The organism is uncultured Mailhella sp. (genome assembly GCF_905187505.1).
GTDB lineage: Bacteria > Desulfobacterota > Desulfovibrionia > Desulfovibrionales > Desulfovibrionaceae > Mailhella.
In genome coordinates this window covers 1-17,759 of sequence record NZ_CAJJIC010000040.1, presented here as the reverse complement: position 1 = coordinate 17,759, position 17,759 = coordinate 1, and the positions used below count along the sequence as shown (strand labels likewise).

The window sequence follows — 17,759 nt, the reverse complement described above, 5'->3', positions numbered from 1 at the left end:
ACTATAAGTTTTCGGGAACCCCCAGCCTAGCTGGGGGTTTTCTTTTAACCAAAAAGCCTCCTCTGCGATGCCCGCAGGGGAGGCTTCTGCAAAGCGCGTTCCGTTACGCCCTCCATGCCCGGATGAAGTCGGCGGGAGTCTTTCCCTCCGCGATGTGACGCAGAAGCGCGCTGCCGAAGACCGCCGCATCGGGCCGCAGCGCCTCCGGCAGGGCCGAAAGCTGCTCGGGAGAACGCAGGCCGAAGCCGAGCGCCACAGGCAGAGAAAAGACGCGACGCGCGCGGGAAAGCACGTCCGTCACCTCGGGGGGCAGGCTCTTTCTCTCGCCCGTGGTGCCCATGACGGACACCGCGTACACGTAGCCCTGCGACACGGCCGCATAAAGCTTCATGCGTTCCTCGCTCGTGTTCGGCCCCACCAGCGCGATGAGCGCGATGCCGTGACGGGCAAGCGTCTCCCGCATTTCCCCGGCCTCGTCGAAGGGCAGGTCGGGAACGATGAGGCCGTGCACGCCCGCTTCCTGCGCATCGCGGGCAAGTTTTTCCAGCCCGTACTGCAGAAAGGGATTCATGTATCCCATGAGCACGAGACCGGCCCGGAACGTTCCCCGGCGCTTGCGCAGTCCCTCAATGATGCCGTGCAGCGTGACGCCGTTTTCAAGAGCCTTCACCGACGCCGCCTCCACCACGGGCCCGTCGGCCACGGGATCGGAAAAGGGCACGCCGATTTCAATGACGTCCGCGCCGCTTCCGTCCAGCCCGGCCACGACGTTCCAGAAGGTTTCCGGGGTCGGATACCCCGCCGTCACAAAGGGAATGAGCGCCGTGCGTCCCTCGGCTGCGGCGTCCCGTATCTTTTTTTCCAGAATGTGCATAGTGTGTTCCTTCACGGTCCTGCCGTCTGTCGCTCAGAGTCCGAGCGCCTTTTCCACAATGTCCATGTCCTTGTCGCCGCGGCCGGAAAGGTTGACCAGCACGCGGCTGCCGGGCTCAAATTCTCCTGCGTGCGCCAGCACGTACGCGAGCGCGTGGGACGATTCCAGCGCGGGAAGTATGCCTTCCACGCGGCAGAGCGTCTGAAAGGCGTCGAGAGCCTCATGATCGTAGGCCACGGCGTACTTCACGCGTCCCGTGGCGGCAAGATGCGCGTGCTCCGGCCCCACGCCCGGGTAGTCCAGTCCCGCCGAAATGGAGCCCGAAGGCAGTATCTGTCCGTCGTCGTCCTGCAGCAGCATGGTGTATTCCCCGTGCAGCACGCCGGGACGTCCGAGATTGATGGCCGCCGAGTGCATGCAGCCGGGCTCGCCCGTGCCGCCCGCCTCCACGCCGATGATCTTCACCGACGTATCCGGCACAAAGGCCGAGAACATTCCTATGGCGTTGGAACCGCCTCCCACGGCCGCCACCACGCAGTCGGGCAGGCTTCCCGTGCGCTCGAGCATCTGCGCGCGGGCCTCGCGGCCGATGACGCTCTGAAATTCCCGGACGAGATCGGGGAAGGGGTACGGTCCCGCCGCCGTGCCGAAGCAGTAATGCGTGGTCTTCTGCAGGGAAATCCATGCCCGGAGCGCGGCGTTTATGGCATCCTTCAGCGTGCGGGAGCCGCTTTCCACGGCCACCACGTCCGCCCCCAGAAGACGCATCCTGCGCACGTTGGCGGACTGCCGCTCGGCGTCTTCCGCGCCCATGTAGACGGTGCACTTCATGCCGAGCCTTGCCGCGGCTGCCGCCGTGGCCACGCCGTGCTGGCCCGCGCCCGTTTCGGCAATGAGCGAGGTCTTGCCCATGTGTTTGGCCAGAAGCGCCTGACCGAGCGTGTTGTTGATCTTGTGCGCGCCGGTGTGCAGAAGGTCCTCGCGCTTGAGCCACAGCTCGAAGCCGAGCTTTTCGGAAAGCCCGGGGCAGAAGGTGAGCGGCGTCTCGCGGCCGGCATAGTTCTTCAGAAGATCGTCAAGCTCCTTCCGAAAGGCCTCGGAAGGCAGTATGTCCTTCATGGCCTCCTCAAGTTCCATGAGCGGGGGCATGAGCAGCTCGGGCACGAAACGCCCGCCGAAATCACCGAAATATCCCTTTTTCATCGTTCGTCACCTTCCTGTCCGTCCATGTCGCGGTTCCGTCGCGCCCTTTCCTGCGCGCGCACCGCGGCCACGGCTCTTTCCATGAGTTCCCCGTTCTTTTTCCCCGGGGAGGTTTCCAGTCTGGAATTGAAGTCAAGCCCGTCGGGAGAACAGGCCGAAAGCGCCCTTTCCACGTCGTCCGGCCCGAGTCCGCCTGAAAGGAACCACGGATGAGGGAACCGGAGCGCCCGGAGCGAAGGCCAGTCAAGCTGTCTGCCGCTGCCCATGCCCGCGTCGAGAAGATACAGGCCGCAGGTTCCGGCAAAGGCGTCTATGGCGCGCTGGAGCTCCGCCGTGGAAGCAAGCTGCCCGGGCCAGAGCACGCGGATGACCTTCTCTGCGGGAAAGCGCGCGGCAAACTCCGCACTCTGCCCGCCGTGCAGCTGAATGAGGTCGAGCCCCGCCTCCCGCACGATGTTCCGTATTTCCTCTGCGCTCTGCCGCACGAACACGCCCGTGCGCTTCATGCCGTGCGTGTCTAACGCGGCCACCTCGTGCGCCGTCACGTTGCGCGGACTGGGGGCGTGGAACACGAATCCGCACATCTCCACGCCGAGCGCGGCCGCCTCGTCGATGAGCGTCTGTTCGCTCATGCCGCAGATCTTAATTCTCACGTTTTTTCTCCCCGCCGTGCAGAAGATGCCGAAGCGCCTTTCCCGGACAGCCGTCCTTCATGAGCGCCGAGCCCACAAGGGCCGCCGTGAATCCCGCGTCTGCCGCCTCTTCCAGGTCGCCGGGGCAGCTCATGCCGCTCGCCGCAATCCAGAGCTCGCCGTCCTTAGGCGGGCACTCCCCTGCAAGCTTCAGGCAGGCCCGTCTGTCCACGCGAAGCGAGGCAAGATCCCTCGCGTTCACCTGAAGGATGCGCGCCCCGCTCTCGCGGGCAAGCTCCACGTCGCGCTCGTCGAACACCTCCACCACGGCATCCACGCCTTCGGCCTCCGCCTGCTCGCGAAGGTCGCGCAGAAGACGCGCGTCCGGCGTGAGCCTCACGATGAGAAGCAGGGCCGAGGCCGGAGAGGACAGCGTGGCCGTCACCTGCAGCGGATGAAAGATGAAATCCTTGCGCAGCAGGGGAACCCTGTGTCCCGTGCGCTCCAGAGCCGACGCCATGCGGAAGAGACTGGAGAAGGAGCCGTGAAAGTAGCGCTCCTCGGTGAGCACGGAAAGGGCGGATGCGCCGGATGCGGCGTACTGCAAGGCCGCGTCCTCCGGTTCCAGCGATTCGCATATCACCCCGCGCGAGGGCGAGGCCCGCTTGTATTCCGCCACCACGGCCAGCGGCCCTTCGCCTCCGGCCAGAAGCGCGTGACGAAAGGAGGGACGATTGCCCCGCCACGGCGCAAAGGCTTGCGCACCCATGGCTTCAAGGCGGGCGATCTCGCTCTTTTTGGCCTCCATGAATCTCTCAAGTCCCGTCATGCCAGCACCCTCATGCCCGCGCCTTCGGCCACGCCCTTTCTGGCCATGGCCACGCACTCTTCCATGCTCTTGTCGTCCTCGAGCATGTAAATGGCGAAGGCCGCGTTCACCGTCATCATGTCGCGCATGGCGCGGGGACCGCGTCCGGCCAGAAGTTCCCGGAGCACGGCGGCGGCCTCCTCCTTGTTCTTCACTTCCAGGTCCTCGGGCTCGCACGGCGCAAAGCCGTAGAGCGCCGGATCGAACACCACCTCGTCCATGACGCCGTCAGTGATGAGAATGACGCGCGTCTTTCCCATGGTGGTAAGCTCGTCGTAGCCGCCCGCGCCGTTGAACACCGCCACTTTGTGGAAGGGGCGCTTCTGCAGCGTGGCCGCAATGAGCTCGACCTGCTTTGGATCGCCCACGCCCATCATGAGATAGTCGGGGCAGGCGGGGTTCAGCATGGGGCCGAGCATGTTGAAAAGCGTGCGCATGCCGAGCTGCTTGCGCACCGGCCCCACGTTGGCAAAGGCCGGATGGAAGTACGGCGCGAACTGAAAGGCGAAATTGCGTTCCTTCAGCATCTCCACAATGGCGTCGGGATCCTTTTCCAGCGGCAGGCCGAGGCCTTCCAGCGCGTCGGCGGCGCCGGAGGTGGAGGACACCGCGCGGTTGCCGTGCTTGAGCATTCTGTAGCCCATGCCCGCCAGCGTGAGCGAGGTGGCCGTGGAACAGTTGAAGGACCGCTTGCCGTCGCCGCCCGTGCCCACGATGTCGATGCACTTTTCCGGAATGCCCGTCACCTTGACGGAACGGGCCAGCATGATGCGTATGGCCGCGGCAAGTTCCGCAGGCTTTTCGCCCTTCATGCGCAGCCCCATGAGCAGGGCCCCGGCCTGGGCCGGCGTCATGGTGCCGTCGAGCATGGAGCCGAAAGCCACGTCGCATTCCTCGTCGGTCATGTCGCGGCCCTGAGACACGGATTCCAGAATGGAACTGATGGTGGGCGCGGCGTGCACCGTGGGCAGCAGGCTTCCGGGGAAGTTTTCCAGAAGACGCAGGCCGTCCGGGGTGAGGATGGATTCGGGATGGTACTGCACGCCCACCCACGGCCTGTCGCGAAAGCGCATGGACATGACTTCGCCCTGCGGCCCCCGGGCCGACACCGCGAGAAGATCGTTGGGATGGGAGTCGTCCACGCGCACCACAAGGGAGTGATAGCGCCCCACCACCATGGGGTTGGGCATGCCGCGGTACAGCCCCTTGCCGTCGTGCACGATTTCCGAGGTCCTGCCGTGCATGACCACGGGGCCGGGCACGACTTCCGCGCCCGCGTAGAGCCCGAGAATCTGATGCCCGAGGCATACGCCGAGCACGGGGATGCGGGGACTGAGCTGACGCAGAAAGTCGAGGCAGTACCCGGCTTTGGAAGGATGCCCCGGCCCGGGAGAAATGCACACCATGCGCAGCGACGGATCGTTGGCCATGGCCACAAGGCCGGGATCGTCATTTTTGATCACGCGGGGCCGGTGCCCCAGACGGCAGAAGGCCTGAACCAGATTGTAGGTGAAGGAATCGTAGTTATCTATGAGCAGGAACATGGAACTCTCCCGTGGTAAAGCATGCCTGACGCATGATGGCCGACTTGTTGCAAACCTCCTTCCATTCCAGGGCGGGCACGGAATCGTGCACGATTCCGGCTCCCGCCTGCCAGTAAAGGCGTCCGTCCCGCACCCACATGCTGCGTATGGTGATGCCGGTGTCGAGATTCACGCCGTCCCGGTCGAGCCCGAGCCAGCCTATGCAGCCCGCGTACGGTCCGCGCGGCCCGGGTTCGGTTTCGGCAATGATTTCCATGGCGCGAATCTTGGGCGCGCCGCTCACCGTGCCCGCGGGGAAGGTGGCGGCAAGCACGTCCACGGCATCCAGCCCGTCGTCGAGCTCGGCGGTGACGCGGCTTGTCAGATGCATGACGTGGGAAAAGCGCTCCACCATCATGAGCTTTTCCACCTCCACGGTGCCGGGACGGGCCAGACGGCCGAGATCGTTGCGGCCGAGATCCACGAGCATCATGTGCTCGGCCCGTTCCTTGGGGTCGGCAAGAAGCTCCCCGGCAAGGGCCTCGTCCTCGGCCACGGTGGAACCGCGACGGCGCGTTCCGGCTATGGGCGCGGAAAGCAGCCTTCCGCCTTCGCAGCGCACCATGACTTCCGGCGAGGAGCCGAAGAGCGTGATGCCCGGAAGACGCATGAAGAACATGTACGGCGAGGCGTTCTCGCTGCGCATCCTGCGGTAGAGCGTGAAGGGATCGCCCGAAAAGGGCATGGAAAAGCGCACCGAGGGCACCACCTGAATGGCCTCGCCCATGCGCAGCATTTCCCGTATGTGCTCCACGGCCTTTTGAAAACCCTCTTCGGAGGGCTCGGCCAGCACGTCCGTCTTCTCCGGCAGCGCGGCGCCGCTGCGGGCAAAGGAGCCGCAGCGGCCGAGATCGCGGTGCCCGCCGAGGCTCACCTGCGCGAGCCTATTGTACATGTGGTCGAACAGAAGCAGCGTTCCGGGCAGACAGAGCACGCATTCCGCGTCCTCGGGCCTCATGACGGAGGCCAGCTTCGGATGAAAGAGCGAGGCCATGCCGAAGCCGAGATAGCCGCACAGGGAGCGCGTGATGGGCGGAAGATCGGCGGCGTTCGGATCGGGCAGCACTTCCAGCGTGCGCATGACGCCGCGCAGTCCGTCCACGAAGTTCATGCCGTCGAAGGCCGAAAGTCCGGCAAGACGCTTATCCTCGATGCGGCAGAACAGCTTTCCGTCGCGGCAGATCAGATACAGGGCCATGTCGCAGGCAAGCACGCTGTAGCGTCCCCATCGTCCGTCGACTTCCGCGCTCTCCAGCAGTATGCCGTCTCTTTCCCGGGCAATGTCCAGAAAAAGACTGATGGGCGTGTCCATGTCCGCCGGAAGATGACGGACGCTCTGACGCACTCGAATGGGGGTCGTTCTGGTTGTCATGTCGTCGAACCTCGTGTGAATTAATAAAAAAATGCCGCTCCCCGGAGAGGGAACGGCATTTGCTCTGCTTTTTTGACTCTGCGCTTCAGCTACGCGTCAAGACCGCATCCTCTCCCTGAAGAAAAGATACGCCACCACCACTGACCGGCGAAGGACATGGCGAAGACGGATGCGGACATGATGGACTCCTGAAGCAGACGTTGAACTTTCCTTCTGTGTATGCAGAAGCCCACCCTTTTGTCAATGGCATGAAAAGAACTTTTTGCCGCTCCGGTTCCGGCACGGACGCATTCCGTCCATCACCACGGTGCATGAAACAATTTTGCATCATTCGGACGGCTTTTTGTCTCCATCATTCGCGCACGGGAGAGCATTGAGCAGAAAATGCGGGAAAGATCGGCGTTCCCTAGGCACAAGTTGCAAAAAAATATTCTTCATAGCGCGCAAAGGACGGCTCCTGCCTGAAAATCCGGGAAAATGCGGCTGATTTCCGCCGCACAAAAAAGGCCGGTGCGTCCTTTTTGGACCATTATTAAATGGGCGAAGAGACGAAGCTCTTTTTTCCGCGCTTGACAGATTTTCAAAAGCGGCGCTATGACGGAGAAAAAGGTTGGAAATCATGTTCAGCGCGTTTCGTCCCGGTTACTTTACCTTCGCCAGCAGCTTCGGTTGCTGGTGCTATGCGTATTATTATTACCGGACAAGCGGCAGGCTGTGCTGATTTCTTCCGTCACATCGCACAGGAATACAAAGCCGCAGGCATATACAGAGCCGGCGGCTTTTTTTTCATGACCGCCGGGATGCCTGCAAAGAGGTACCTCCCATGGAAGTCGGTTCGCTCAGAAGATTCAATCGCATCATCAATCCCAAAACCGGCCGCGCCATCATCGTTCCCATGGATCACGGCATGTCCGACGGCGCGCCCCGCGGTCTGCGCAACATGGCAAAGGCCGTGCACGACATGGACGAAGGCATGGCCGACGCCGTGCTTCTGCACAAGGGACTCATCCACAAGGCCGACTACGAATCCCACATGCGTCTCGGCTTCATCATGCACATTTCCGCTTCCACCAGCCTGTCGCGCCGTCCCAACAAGAAAATGCTCGTGGGCGACGTGGAAGAGGCCGTGCGTCTCGGCGCCGACGCCGTGTCCATCCACATCAATCTCGGCGACGACGACGAAAGCCTGATGATGTCCGACGCCGGAAAGATCGCCAAGGAATGCAGTCTCTGGGGTATGCCTCTGCTCATGATGGTGTACGCCCGCGGCCACGACGTGGACAGCTACGATCCGCACAACATCGCCCACTGCGCCCGCGTGGGCGCGGAACTCGGCGCCGACATCGTGAAGGTGCCCTACACCGGCGATCCGGAAACCTTTGCCGACGTGGTGGAGGACTGCGGCGTGCCCGTGCTCATCGCCGGCGGCCCCAAGCTCGATTCCACGCGCAAGCTGCTGGAAATGGTGTACGGCTCGCTTCAGGCCGGCGGCTCCGGTCTTTCCGTGGGACGCAACGTGTTCGAGCATCCGCGCCGCGTGGAGCTGCTCAAGGCCCTGCGCGCCATGGTGCACGGCAACGCCACCGTGGAGGAGGCCCTCGAGCTCATGGGAGAGAAGGAATAACGCGGAAAGGCAAAAAGTTTCCGTCTCACGTCATTTTCCTGTTGACAGATTTCTTCCTCTGGGATTAGTAAATTTTTAAACTTTCAATGGTTGTTTGTCATGCATACTCTGTATTCCGCCACCGCCCAGTTTGAAACCAACGGCTTTACCTTTGGTTTCTACTTTTATTTTACCGGGCCCTGTGGTCGGAAGGATTGCTGACAACCTCAGTTTGCAAACTTCGGGCCGCAGGCGAAACAAGCCGGCGGCCCTTTTTGTATGCATAAGCCGCCACGCAGCCCCCAACGTTCAATGAGAAGGAACGCATCATGGAACTCGGCACCAAAAAAAGACTGACCCACATTTTCAACCCCGACACCAAGCGCACCATCATCGTTCCCATGGATCACGGCATGACCATCGGCGCCCCCGACGGACTCGTGGACATCCGCAAGGCCGTGGACGACATGAATGAAGGCGGCGCCAACGCCGTGATCATGCACAAGGGCCTCATCCGCGCTTCCGGCTGCGCCGACGCCAACGCCGATCTCGGCCTCATCATGCACATCACCGCCTCCACGGAACTTTCCCCCAACGGCAACACCAAGGTGCTCACCGGAACGGTGGAGGAAGCCATACGCCTCGGTGCGGACGCCGTGTCCGTGCATCTCAACCTCGGCGATCCCAACGAGCGCGAAATGCTCCACACCGCGGGCGTCATCGCCGATCACTGCAACCGCTGGGGCATGCCGCTTCTCATGATGCTCTACGGCCGCGGCGGCCTCATCCGCGACAGCTTCGCCGTCGACGTGGTGGCCCACTGCGCCCGCGTGGGCGCGGAACTCGGCGCCGACATCGTGAAGGTGTCCTACACCGGCAGCCCCGAAACCTTCCGCAAGGTCACCGAGTGCTGCTGCGCCCCCGTGGTCATCGCGGGCGGCGAACGCATCGACTCCACGCGCAAGCTTCTGCAGATGGTCTACGATTCCCTGCAGGCGGGCGGCGCGGGTCTTTCCATCGGCCGCAACGTGTTCGAGCATCCCCGCCGCGTGAATCTCATGCGCGCCATGAACGCCATCGTGCATTCGGGCGCTTCCGTGGACGACGCCATGGCCATCGTGGGCGAAGACTAGCTTTCAGGAGAGGCCATGATCATCTATTTCAAGAGCGTGCCCTTCAGCAAGAACGACGTGACCCTCGCGCTGGAATCCGGCGTCGACGGGGTCATCGTTCCCGCGGACAAGGTGGACTCGGTTTCCCAGCTTTCCCGCACGCAGGTCCTTGCCGAGGAGGACATGCCCTCCCGCGCCATGACCTCCAAGAGCGATGAGGAGGACATACGCGACGCTCTCCGCTCCGGCAGACAGGTCGTGCTGGCCCGGGGATGGGAGATCATTCCCGTGGAAAACCTGCTCGCCCAGTGCGACAACGTGGTGGCCGAAGCGGGAAGTCTTGAGGAGGCCGTGCTTGCCTCGGGCATTCTTCAGCGCGGCGTGCAGGGCATCGTGGTGCTGCCCGAAGCCATAGGTGAGCTCAAGGACATCGTGTCCCGCTGCAAGATAAGCCGGGAGCACGAAGAGCTCGAGGAAGCCGTCATCACCCGCGTGGAGCCCGCAGGACTCGGTCACCGCGTGTGCATAGACACCATGTCCATGCTGCACCGCGGTCAGGGCATGCTGGTGGGCAATTCCAGCGCCTTCACCTTTCTCGTCCATGCCGAAACCGAGCACAACGAATATGTGGCCTCCCGCCCCTTCCGCGTGAACGCGGGCGCGGTGCACGCCTACATACGCCTGCCCGGCGACGCCACCACCTATCTCTCGGAAGTCGTTGCCGGCAGGCAGATGCTCGTGGTGGACCATACGGGAGCGACAAGCCTCGCCACGGCGGGACGGGTGAAGATAGAAGTGCGGCCCATGCTGCTCGTCGAAGCCAGAGTCGGCGACAAGAAGGGCGCGGTGTTCCTGCAGAACGCCGAAACCATCCGTCTCACCGCGCCGGACGGCACGCCCGTGAGCGTGGTGACGCTCAAGCCCGGCGACAAGGTGCTCTGTCGCACCGACGAGGCCGGACGTCACTTCGGCATGCGCATCAAGGAAGACATTCAGGAGAAGTAGATCATGGCAGAGCCTTTCCAGATTCCCGGTCTCGACAAGCTGCGTGAACAGATCGACGAGGTCGACCGGCAGCTTCTTGAACTTCTGAACCGGCGGGCGAATCTCAGCCTCGCCGTCGGACAGGCGAAGCGGCAGGTCTCGGGCAGGGTGTTCGATCCGGCACGGGAGGCCAGGCTTCTGGAAAGGCTCGCCTCGCTCAACCAGGGTCCGCTCAAGGCGGAACACGTCACGGCCGTGTGGCGCGCCATTCTTTCGGCCTCCCGCTCGCTGCAGAAGCCGGCCGCCATAGCCTATCTGGGGCCGGAAGGCACGTTTTCCTATTTTGCGGCCAGAGACTTTCTCGGCGAATCCATGACCTTCGTGCCCTGTCACGACTTCAACGAAATCTTCCGCGGCGTGAGCCTCGGCGAATACGACGCGGGCATCATTCCGCTGGAAAATTCCATCCACGGCACCATCACGCAGAGCTTCGACCTGTTCTCCCAGTACGAGGTGAACATTCAGGCCGAGTTCTTCTCCCGCATCGCCAACAGTCTGCTCAGCCGGGAAAAGTCGCTGGAGAACATAACGACCGTCTACTCCCACGCTCAGCCCCTCGGTCAGTGCGCCGCGTGGCTGCGCGCGCATCTTCCTTCGGTGCGGCTCGTGTCCGTGGAGTCCACGGCGGCCGCCGCGTGGAAGGCGTCCCGCGAGGAAGGGGCGGCCTCCATCGGGCATCGCAGCATGGCCGAAAAGCTCGGCATGAGCTCTCTTGCCGACAACATTCAGGACGACACCGCCAACTGGACGCGCTTCGTGCTCATCCGCCCCGGCGTCTCTCCGTCCCGGACCGACCATGCAGGGGAACAGGAACGCTTCAAGTCCTCGCTTCTTTTCACGGTTCCCAACCGGGCCGGCACGCTTTCCACCGTCCTCAACACCTTTTCCGCCCACAAGGTGAACATGACCAAGCTCGAATCCCGTCCCATGAAGGGATCGTGCTGGGACTACGTGTTCTTTGCCGACGTGGAATGCGACCTTTCCTCCGCGGGACGAAGAGCGCTCATTGAAGACCTCGACGCCTGCTGCAACTCGGTGCGCGTGCTCGGCTGCTACCCCGAGGGCCCGCGTCTCGACTCAACCGCCAACACCACAGGATTCTGATTCATGATCACCCTTCAGGCCCCCGCCTCCAAGTCCGTCTCTCACCGCACGCTCATCGCGGCCGCTCTGGCGCACGGCGACTCACTGGTGCGCCATGCGCTCTCAAGCGCCGATCTTGAGCGCACGCGCGACATTCTCCACACGGCAGGAGCCGTTCTGGAAGACCTCGGAGGCGGCTCATGGCGAGTCTGCGGCATGAAGAACGGTCCCGAAGGCGGCACGGACGCTCCTTCCGACTGCAACGTGGGAGAGTCGGGCACCACCTGCCGCCTGCTCACCGCGGTTCTGGCCGCAGGGCGCGGCTCCTTCCGCATTCACGGCGTGGAGAGAATGCACGCTCGTCCCATAGGCGCGCTTACAAGCGCGCTCGAACAGCTCGGCGCACGCATTCGCTTTGAAGGAAAAAAGGGCTTCCCTCCCTTCGTGCTCGAAACGCACGGCCTTTCCGGCGGCGAAGTTTCCATGAGCGTGGACGAGTCGAGCCAGTTTCTCTCCGGCCTGCTGCTCGCCGCCCCCTTCTGTCCTTCCCCCCTCTGCATTTCCCTTACGGGAAACAAGGTGGTCTCCTGGCCCTACGTGGGCCTGACCCTTCAGGTCATGGAAGACTTCGGCATAGCCTTTAAGGTGGAGGAACTCTCAGGCGATGGCTGGAAGCGCGTTGCGTGGAGGAGCGTGACCGAGGCCCGTCCCGGACGCCTCCGCATCACCGTGCAGCCCGGAAGCTACCGCTGCGGCGAACACGCGGTGGAAGGCGACTGGTCGGGAGCCTCGTATCTTCTCGCGGCCGGAGCCGTGGGCAAAAAGCCCGTTCTCGTCACGAACCTTCGCGCCGACTCCCTTCAGGGAGACCGCGCCATGCTGGACATTCTGCGCTCCATGGGAGCGTCCGTGGACATCAGGGAGGACGGCATTCTCGTGAGCCCCTCGAAGCTCTCCGGCATTGAGGTGGACATGGGCGACTGCCCGGATCTCGTGCCCACCGTGGCCATGACGGCGGCCTTTGCCGAAGGCGAAACGCGCATCACGAACGTCGCGCATCTGCGCATCAAGGAGTGCGACCGCCTCTCAGCCTGCGCCGCGGAACTTTCCCGCATCGGCGTGAAGGTGGAGGAAGGGCCGGACTTTCTTGCCGTGCACGGCACCGCTCCCGAAGGACCGGTCATTCCCGAAGGCACGGTGTTTGCCACCTACAACGACCACCGCATCGCCATGGCCGTGTCGCTGCTCGGCCTTGCCGAAGGCCGGAAGGTCTCGGTGGACGATCCTTCCGTGGTGCGCAAGTCCTTTCCTGAATTCTGGAACGTATGGAGCGCCCTTGCATGAGCGAGCGCATCGTCATCGTAGGCTGCCGGGGCCGCATGGGGGCCATGCTCACGGAGCGCTTCAGCCGCAATCCCGATCTCACCGTGCTGGGGCTCGACCTGCCCTTTGAGGAGGAAAACGTAAGAAACGCCTGCCGGGGGGCGCGCCTCGTGCTTTTGTGCATACCGGCCACGGCCATAGCCGACACCGTGACCACGCTCAGGCCCTTCATGGAGCCCGACGCCATCCTTGCCGACATCACCTCGGTGAAGGAACTGCCCATGCAGCACATGGAAAGCCTGTGGAGCGGGCCGGTGGTGGGCACGCATCCGCTTTTCGGGCCCGTGCCCGCACAGGATCTGGAACTGCGCGTGACCATAGTGCCGGGGAAAAACGCCTCGGAAGAGGACACCCGTTTTACCGAAAGCCTGTTTCAGCACTTCGGCTGCGTGACCTTCCGCGCCACGGCCGAAGAACACGACATCGCGGAAGCCAAGATACAGGGCATGAACTTCATCACGAGCGCGGTGTATTTCGCCATGACGGCGGAAGACCCCGCGCTCCTGCCGTACATAACGCCCTCGTTTCTCCGGCGCATGAACTCCACGGAAAAGCAGCTCATGGAGGACGGAGCGCTGTTCACATGGCTTTTTGAAGCCAATCCCCACAGTCAGGCCATGACGCGTCAGTACAGAAACCTGCTTTCCCTCGCGGCCGCAGGCGACGTCGACCTCATTCTGCACAAGGCCCGCTGGTGGTGGAAGGAAGGCGAGGAAAAGAAAAAAATTCATGAGGAGGCCCGGAAGGTGGCCCTTCAGTCGGCCCGCATGGGTCTCAAAAAAGGACAGAAATAATGCGTTACAGCCTGTTCGGCGAATCCCACGGTCCTGCCATAGGCATCGTGCTTCAGAACGTCCCTTCGGGGCTCGACGTGGACATGGACTTCATCCGTGCACAGATGGCGCGCCGAGCTCCGGGCAGGTCACCTCTGGCCACGGCGAGAAACGAAAAGGACGACGTCCGCATTCTGAGCGGCGTGTTCGAGGGAAAGACCTGCGGCACCCCCCTTTGCGGCGTCATTGAAAACACCGACACAAGATCGCGCGACTACGCCGCCACGCGCTGGCTCGCCCGGCCCGGCCACGCCGACTTCACGGCGCATCTGCGCTACGGCGGCTTTGAAGACTACCGGGGCGGCGGCCATTTTTCCGGCCGTCTCACGGCGCCCCTGGTCTTTGCCGGGGCTCTTGCCAGACTGGCGCTGAAGCAAAAAGGCGTGGAGGTTCTGGCCCGCATCAGCCGGATTGCGGACATCGAGGATGCCCCCCTCGATCTTGCCGCACCCGACCTTGAGGCGCTGCGCGCGGCGGGAAGAAAGAGCTTTCCCGTAGTGGACGACGCCCGGGGCGAAGCCATGCAGCAGGCCGTTCTCGCCGCCCGCGCCGACGGCGACTCCGTGGGCGGCATCATAGAATGCTTTGCGCTCGGCGTTCCCGCCGGACTCGGCAGCCCGGACTTCGACGAGAACATCGAAACCATCATCGCAAGGCACGTCTTTGCCGTGCCTGCGGTGAAGGGAATAGCCTTCGGCACGGGCTTCGGCCTTGCCTCCATGCGCGGGAGCGAAGCCAACGACGCCTTTGTGCCGGGAGAAAGACCGACCACGCGCACCAACAACAACGGCGGCATCAACGGCGGCATTTCCAACGGCATGCCCGTCGTGTTCAGCGTGATCATCAAGCCCACCCCCTCCATAGGCCGGGAGCAGGACACCGTGAACATGAACACGGGCAGGGCGGAAAAACTCGTCATCACCGGCAGGCACGACCCGTGCATCCTTTCCCGCGCCGTGCCCGTCATCGAAGCGGCCTGCGCTCTCGCGCTCACGGAAGTGCCGGGGGTGCTTGCATGAAGAATCTCGTGCTCATCGGCCTTTCCGGCTGCGGCAAGACCACCTTCGGCAAAAGGCTCGCGCGCAGGCTGCGCCTGCCGCTCCTGGACACCGACGTCATGATCGAACAGAAGACCGGCCGGACCATTCCCGACATCTTCGCCGCAGAGGGAGAAAGCGGCTTTCGCGACATCGAGTCCGTCTGCGCAAAAGAGGCGGCGGCCCGGGACGGCGCGGTGATCTCCACGGGCGGAGGCATGGTGCTGCGCGAGGAAAACATGAAGGCGCTCTCGCAAGGCGGCCTTGTCGTCTTCATCGACAGACACCCCTCGCACATTCTGCGCTCGACCTCCCTTACCGACCGGCCGCTCGTGCAGAACGACAGGGACAGACTCTTTCGTCTCTACGCCGAACGCCTTGACCTCTACCGCCGCCATGCCGACGTCGTCATCCCCAATCACGGCGGCCCGCGCACGCTGAAGCGCCGCATACTTCAGATACTGCGCCATTACCGCCGTCACCTCTCTCACGCCTGACCCGGAGCATGCCATGAGTTCCCTTCTCGACGGAAAAACGCTGGCCGTCATCGGCGATCCCATAGAACACAGCCTCTCCCCGCTCATCCAGCAGGCCATGCTCGATGAGCTCGGCATTCCCTGCACCTACGGCCGCATCCGCGTGCCCGCCGGAACCGTGGGGGCATGGCTGCCCGGCGCTCCCGGCCTGAACCTTGCGGGCTTCAACGCCACCATGCCGCACAAGACCGATCTCGTGCCGCTCATGGACACCCTTTCCGACGACGCCGCCATGTACCACGCCGTGAACACCGTGGTCATACGTGACGGCCGGTTCCACGGGCACAACACCGACGGAGGGGGCTTCGTGCGCTCGCTGCACGATGAGGGCATACGGCCGAAAGACCTGCGCATCGCCGTGTACGGCGCCGGCGGAGCCGCGCGCTCCGTGGTGCTCAAGCTGGCCGCCGAAGGGGCGGGACAGATCACCGTATGCTGCCGCACCCCGGCCAGGGCGGAAGAGCTCGCCCGAGCCTCGAGCCGCGTCCGCGTGGTCGCCATAGGCAGCGAAGACTTTGAAAAGGCGCTTTCCGAGGCGGAACTTTTCATCAACTGCACGCCGCTCGGCATGCAGGGGGTGAATTCGCAGTTCTCCTCCTTCGACTTTCTCGATCGCCTGCCCGCCGGTGCTCCGGTATGCGACCTCATTTACCGGCCGCTCAAAACCGAACTTCTCAAGGAAGCGGAAAAGCGCGGCCACCACGTCATGAACGGCCTCGGCATGCTCATCCATCAGGCCATTCTGGCGCTCGAGCAGTTCGCCTCCATGCCGCTCGACGCCTCGCTCATGATGGCCGCCGTACAGAAAAAGCTCGTGCCCGAGCTGAAAAAAGGCTTGTAGGTTCACCCTGAACATGGTTGCGACAAGGCCCGCCCCGAAAGGACGGCCCGGGCCCGTCGCGCACCGTTCGCCGGAAATCCGCCTCCGGGAGGCGGCATAAAGGCGCTTCCCCGAGAGGGACCGTCTTTTCTCCCCGCTTCCGTCCGATGCGGCCTGCGCCATGAGGCGCATCGCCTTCGGCACATCCGGCATCATGAGGCGCCCTTCCGCTTTTCCCGCCACGCAAAAGCGCCGCCTTCCGAACGACGGAAGACGGCGCTTTCGTATCTGTCTGTCAGCGGATGAGCCGACGGGCTCCTTACATGAGACCCTGTTCGATCATGCTGTCGGCCACCTTGCGGAAGCCGGCGATGTTGCCGCCCATCACGTAGTTGCCGGGCTGGCCGAATTCTTCGGCGGTATCGTGGGCAGCCTTGAAGATGCCGGCCATGATGCCCTTGAGCTTGCCGTCCACTTCGTCGAAGGTCCAGGAGGTCATGCCCGCGTTCTGTTCCATTTCGAGCTGGCTGGTGGCCACGCCGCCGGCGTTGGCGCACTTGGCCGGGCCGTAGCAGATGCCGGCCTTCTGGAATTCGGCGGTAGCTTCAAGGGTGGAAGGCATGTTGGCGCCTTCGCTCACCAAGATGCAGCCCTTGGAGAGCAGGTTCTTCGCGTCGGCCAGGGTGACTTCGTTCTGCGTGGCGCTCGGGAAGGCGAGATCGGCGCCCACGTTCCACACGGGATGTTCGCCCGCAGGATATTCGGAAACAGGAATGAAGGTGGCGTCCTTGCACAGTTCGGCGTAACGGGTGAGGGGAGCGCGCTCCTGTTCCTTGACCTGCTGCAGCACTTCAAGGTTGATGCCGCTCGGCTGATAGATGCAGCCGCGGGAGTCGGACACGGTGACGGGCTTCGCGCCGAGCTGATAGAGCTTCTTCACGGTGTAGATGGCCACGTTGCCCGCGCCGGACACGGCGGCCGTCTTGCCTTCGATTTCCTTGCCGACGGCCTTCAGCATGTTCTCGGCGAAGTACACGTTGCCGAAGCCGGTGGCTTCGGTACGAGCCAGAGAGCCGCCCCACTTGAGGCCCTTGCCGGTGAGCACGCCTTCAAAACGGCTGGTCAGACGCTTGTACTGGCCGAAGAGGTAGCCGATTTCGCGGCCGCCCACGCCGATGTCGCCGGCGGGAACGTCGCTGAACGCACCGATGTAGCGGACAAGCTCGGTCATGAAGGCCTGGCAGAAGCGCATGACTTCCGCGTCGGACTTGCCCTTGGGATCGAAGTCGGAACCGCCCTTGCCGCCGCCGATGGGCAGGCCGGTAAGGCTGTTCTTGAAGATCTGTTCGAAGCCGAGGAACTTCAGGATGCTCTGGTTCACGCTGGGATGGAAGCGCAGGCCGCCCTTGTACGGTCCGATGGCGGAGTTGAACTGGACGCGGTAGCCGTTGTTCACCTGAATGCGGCCCTTGTCGTCGGTCCAGGCCACGCGGAATTCCACAAGGCGTTCGGGCACGACGATGCGCTCAAGAATGGCGTTTTCCTGATACTTGGATTCTCTGTCGAAAAGCGGCTGCATGGAGAAGAGCACTTCTTCCACGGCCTGCAGAAATTCCGGCTGATGAGGATTCTTGGCGCGCACGTTTTCCACGACGCTCTGCACGTAACTGTTACCCATGACTCTCTGCTCCTTTAAAATGGCGGAAGGGGAAGGCTCCCCTCAAAATGTGCAACAATCATCCGCCGGACTCGAAGTAGTACATTTTTGTTAAAAAC

16 protein-coding genes are annotated in these 17,759 nt (G+C 63.2%); 9 read left to right on the top strand and 7 right to left on the bottom strand.

All coding sequences use genetic code 11. From position 1 onward, the window contains the following. Positions 1-103: 103 nt before the first annotated feature. Genes trpA through QZZ60_RS05665 form a run of 6 tightly spaced genes read right to left on the bottom strand, consistent with a single transcriptional unit; the run spans position 104 to position 6,532 of the window. The gene (trpA, locus tag QZZ60_RS05690) at positions 104-874 is read right to left on the bottom strand and encodes a tryptophan synthase subunit alpha (protein WP_295639043.1); all 771 of its coding nucleotides are present in this window, start codon (positions 872-874) and stop codon (positions 104-106) included. Between the two features lie 33 nt (positions 875-907). Further along, positions 908-2,077: a tryptophan synthase subunit beta gene (trpB, locus tag QZZ60_RS05685; RefSeq protein ID WP_295639040.1), complete on the bottom strand. Its 1,170-nt coding sequence runs from the start codon at positions 2,075-2,077 to the stop codon at positions 908-910. Continuing rightward, the gene (locus QZZ60_RS05680) at positions 2,074-2,730 is read right to left on the bottom strand and encodes a phosphoribosylanthranilate isomerase (RefSeq protein WP_295639037.1); all 657 of its coding nucleotides are present in this window, start codon (positions 2,728-2,730) and stop codon (positions 2,074-2,076) included. Before QZZ60_RS05680 ends, trpB begins: the two co-directional genes overlap by 4 nt. Beyond that, positions 2,720-3,538 carry an indole-3-glycerol-phosphate synthase gene (locus tag QZZ60_RS05675; RefSeq protein ID WP_295639034.1) on the bottom strand — a complete coding sequence of 273 codons (819 nt, stop codon included), beginning with the start codon at positions 3,536-3,538 and terminating at the stop codon, positions 2,720-2,722. The genes QZZ60_RS05680 and QZZ60_RS05675 overlap by 11 nt, the downstream gene beginning before the upstream one ends. Continuing rightward, the gene (gene trpD / locus QZZ60_RS05670) at positions 3,535-5,121 is read right to left on the bottom strand and encodes an anthranilate phosphoribosyltransferase (RefSeq protein ID WP_295639031.1); all 1,587 of its coding nucleotides are present in this window, start codon (positions 5,119-5,121) and stop codon (positions 3,535-3,537) included. Before trpD ends, QZZ60_RS05675 begins: the two co-directional genes overlap by 4 nt. Then, positions 5,102-6,532: an anthranilate synthase component I family protein gene (locus QZZ60_RS05665; RefSeq protein ID WP_295639028.1), complete on the bottom strand. Its 1,431-nt coding sequence runs from the start codon at positions 6,530-6,532 to the stop codon at positions 5,102-5,104. Before QZZ60_RS05665 ends, trpD begins: the two co-directional genes overlap by 20 nt. An 823-nt stretch (positions 6,533-7,355) precedes the next feature. Between QZZ60_RS05665 and QZZ60_RS05660 the strand changes: the two genes are divergently transcribed. The 9 genes from QZZ60_RS05660 (at position 7,356) to aroE (ending at position 16,004) form a co-directional block, all read left to right on the top strand. Continuing rightward, positions 7,356-8,156, top strand: coding sequence for a 2-amino-3,7-dideoxy-D-threo-hept-6-ulosonate synthase (locus tag QZZ60_RS05660; protein ID WP_295639026.1), 801 nt, complete (start codon positions 7,356-7,358; stop codon positions 8,154-8,156). Between the two features lie 308 nt (positions 8,157-8,464). Then, entirely contained in the window at positions 8,465-9,268 is an 804-nt protein-coding gene (locus tag QZZ60_RS05655; RefSeq protein WP_295639023.1) for a 2-amino-3,7-dideoxy-D-threo-hept-6-ulosonate synthase, read from the top strand. A gap of 15 nt (positions 9,269-9,283) precedes the next feature. Further along, positions 9,284-10,252: a 3-dehydroquinate synthase II family protein gene (locus QZZ60_RS05650; protein ID WP_295639021.1), complete on the top strand. Its 969-nt coding sequence runs from the start codon at positions 9,284-9,286 to the stop codon at positions 10,250-10,252. A 3-nt stretch (positions 10,253-10,255) separates the two neighbouring features. Further along, positions 10,256-11,395: a prephenate dehydratase gene (gene pheA / locus QZZ60_RS05645; protein WP_295639018.1), complete on the top strand. Its 1,140-nt coding sequence runs from the start codon at positions 10,256-10,258 to the stop codon at positions 11,393-11,395. Between the two features lie 3 nt (positions 11,396-11,398). After that, positions 11,399-12,718, top strand: a complete 1,320-nt coding sequence (gene aroA / locus QZZ60_RS05640) for a 3-phosphoshikimate 1-carboxyvinyltransferase (protein WP_295639015.1) — start codon at positions 11,399-11,401, stop codon at positions 12,716-12,718. Next, positions 12,715-13,551, top strand: coding sequence for a prephenate dehydrogenase/arogenate dehydrogenase family protein (locus QZZ60_RS05635; RefSeq protein ID WP_295639012.1), 837 nt, complete (start codon positions 12,715-12,717; stop codon positions 13,549-13,551). The genes aroA and QZZ60_RS05635 overlap by 4 nt, the downstream gene beginning before the upstream one ends. Then, positions 13,551-14,609 carry a chorismate synthase gene (gene aroC, locus QZZ60_RS05630; protein WP_295639009.1) on the top strand — a complete coding sequence of 353 codons (1,059 nt, stop codon included), beginning with the start codon at positions 13,551-13,553 and terminating at the stop codon, positions 14,607-14,609. The genes QZZ60_RS05635 and aroC overlap by 1 nt, the downstream gene beginning before the upstream one ends. Then, entirely contained in the window at positions 14,606-15,124 is a 519-nt protein-coding gene (locus QZZ60_RS05625; RefSeq protein WP_295639006.1) for a shikimate kinase, read from the top strand. The genes aroC and QZZ60_RS05625 overlap by 4 nt, the downstream gene beginning before the upstream one ends. Positions 15,125-15,137: 13 nt before the next feature. Then, complete coding sequence (aroE, locus tag QZZ60_RS05620; protein WP_295639003.1) at positions 15,138-16,004, top strand: shikimate dehydrogenase; 867 nt, start codon at positions 15,138-15,140, stop codon at positions 16,002-16,004. 298 nt (positions 16,005-16,302) lie between these two features. Here the strand turns inward: aroE and gdhA are convergent, their stop codons facing one another. Next, the gene (gene gdhA / locus QZZ60_RS05615) at positions 16,303-17,661 is read right to left on the bottom strand and encodes an NADP-specific glutamate dehydrogenase (RefSeq protein ID WP_295639000.1); all 1,359 of its coding nucleotides are present in this window, start codon (positions 17,659-17,661) and stop codon (positions 16,303-16,305) included. Between the last annotated feature and the right edge of the window lie 98 nt (positions 17,662-17,759).

Bases quoted from the DNA above. Each gene is read 5' to 3' on its own strand.
- gdhA (WP_295639000.1), bottom strand. From the start codon at position 17,661: ATGGGTAACAGTTACGTGCAGAGCGTCGTGGAAAACGTGCGCGCCAAG.
- trpB (WP_295639040.1), bottom strand. From the start codon at position 2,077: ATGAAAAAGGGATATTTCGGTGATTTCGGCGGGCGTTTCGTGCCCGAG.
- pheA (WP_295639018.1), top strand. From the start codon at position 10,256: ATGGCAGAGCCTTTCCAGATTCCCGGTCTCGACAAGCTGCGTGAACAG.
- QZZ60_RS05655 (WP_295639023.1), top strand. From the start codon at position 8,465: ATGGAACTCGGCACCAAAAAAAGACTGACCCACATTTTCAACCCCGAC.
- QZZ60_RS05660 (WP_295639026.1), top strand. From the start codon at position 7,356: ATGGAAGTCGGTTCGCTCAGAAGATTCAATCGCATCATCAATCCCAAA.
- aroC (WP_295639009.1), top strand. From the start codon at position 13,551: ATGCGTTACAGCCTGTTCGGCGAATCCCACGGTCCTGCCATAGGCATC.
- trpA (WP_295639043.1), bottom strand. From the start codon at position 874: ATGCACATTCTGGAAAAAAAGATACGGGACGCCGCAGCCGAGGGACGC.
- QZZ60_RS05635 (WP_295639012.1), top strand. From the start codon at position 12,715: ATGAGCGAGCGCATCGTCATCGTAGGCTGCCGGGGCCGCATGGGGGCC.
- aroE (WP_295639003.1), top strand. From the start codon at position 15,138: ATGAGTTCCCTTCTCGACGGAAAAACGCTGGCCGTCATCGGCGATCCC.
- QZZ60_RS05675 (WP_295639034.1), bottom strand. From the start codon at position 3,538: ATGACGGGACTTGAGAGATTCATGGAGGCCAAAAAGAGCGAGATCGCC.
- QZZ60_RS05650 (WP_295639021.1), top strand. From the start codon at position 9,284: ATGATCATCTATTTCAAGAGCGTGCCCTTCAGCAAGAACGACGTGACC.
- trpD (WP_295639031.1), bottom strand. From the start codon at position 5,121: ATGTTCCTGCTCATAGATAACTACGATTCCTTCACCTACAATCTGGTT.
- aroA (WP_295639015.1), top strand. From the start codon at position 11,399: ATGATCACCCTTCAGGCCCCCGCCTCCAAGTCCGTCTCTCACCGCACG.
- QZZ60_RS05625 (WP_295639006.1), top strand. From the start codon at position 14,606: ATGAAGAATCTCGTGCTCATCGGCCTTTCCGGCTGCGGCAAGACCACC.
- QZZ60_RS05665 (WP_295639028.1), bottom strand. From the start codon at position 6,532: ATGACAACCAGAACGACCCCCATTCGAGTGCGTCAGAGCGTCCGTCAT.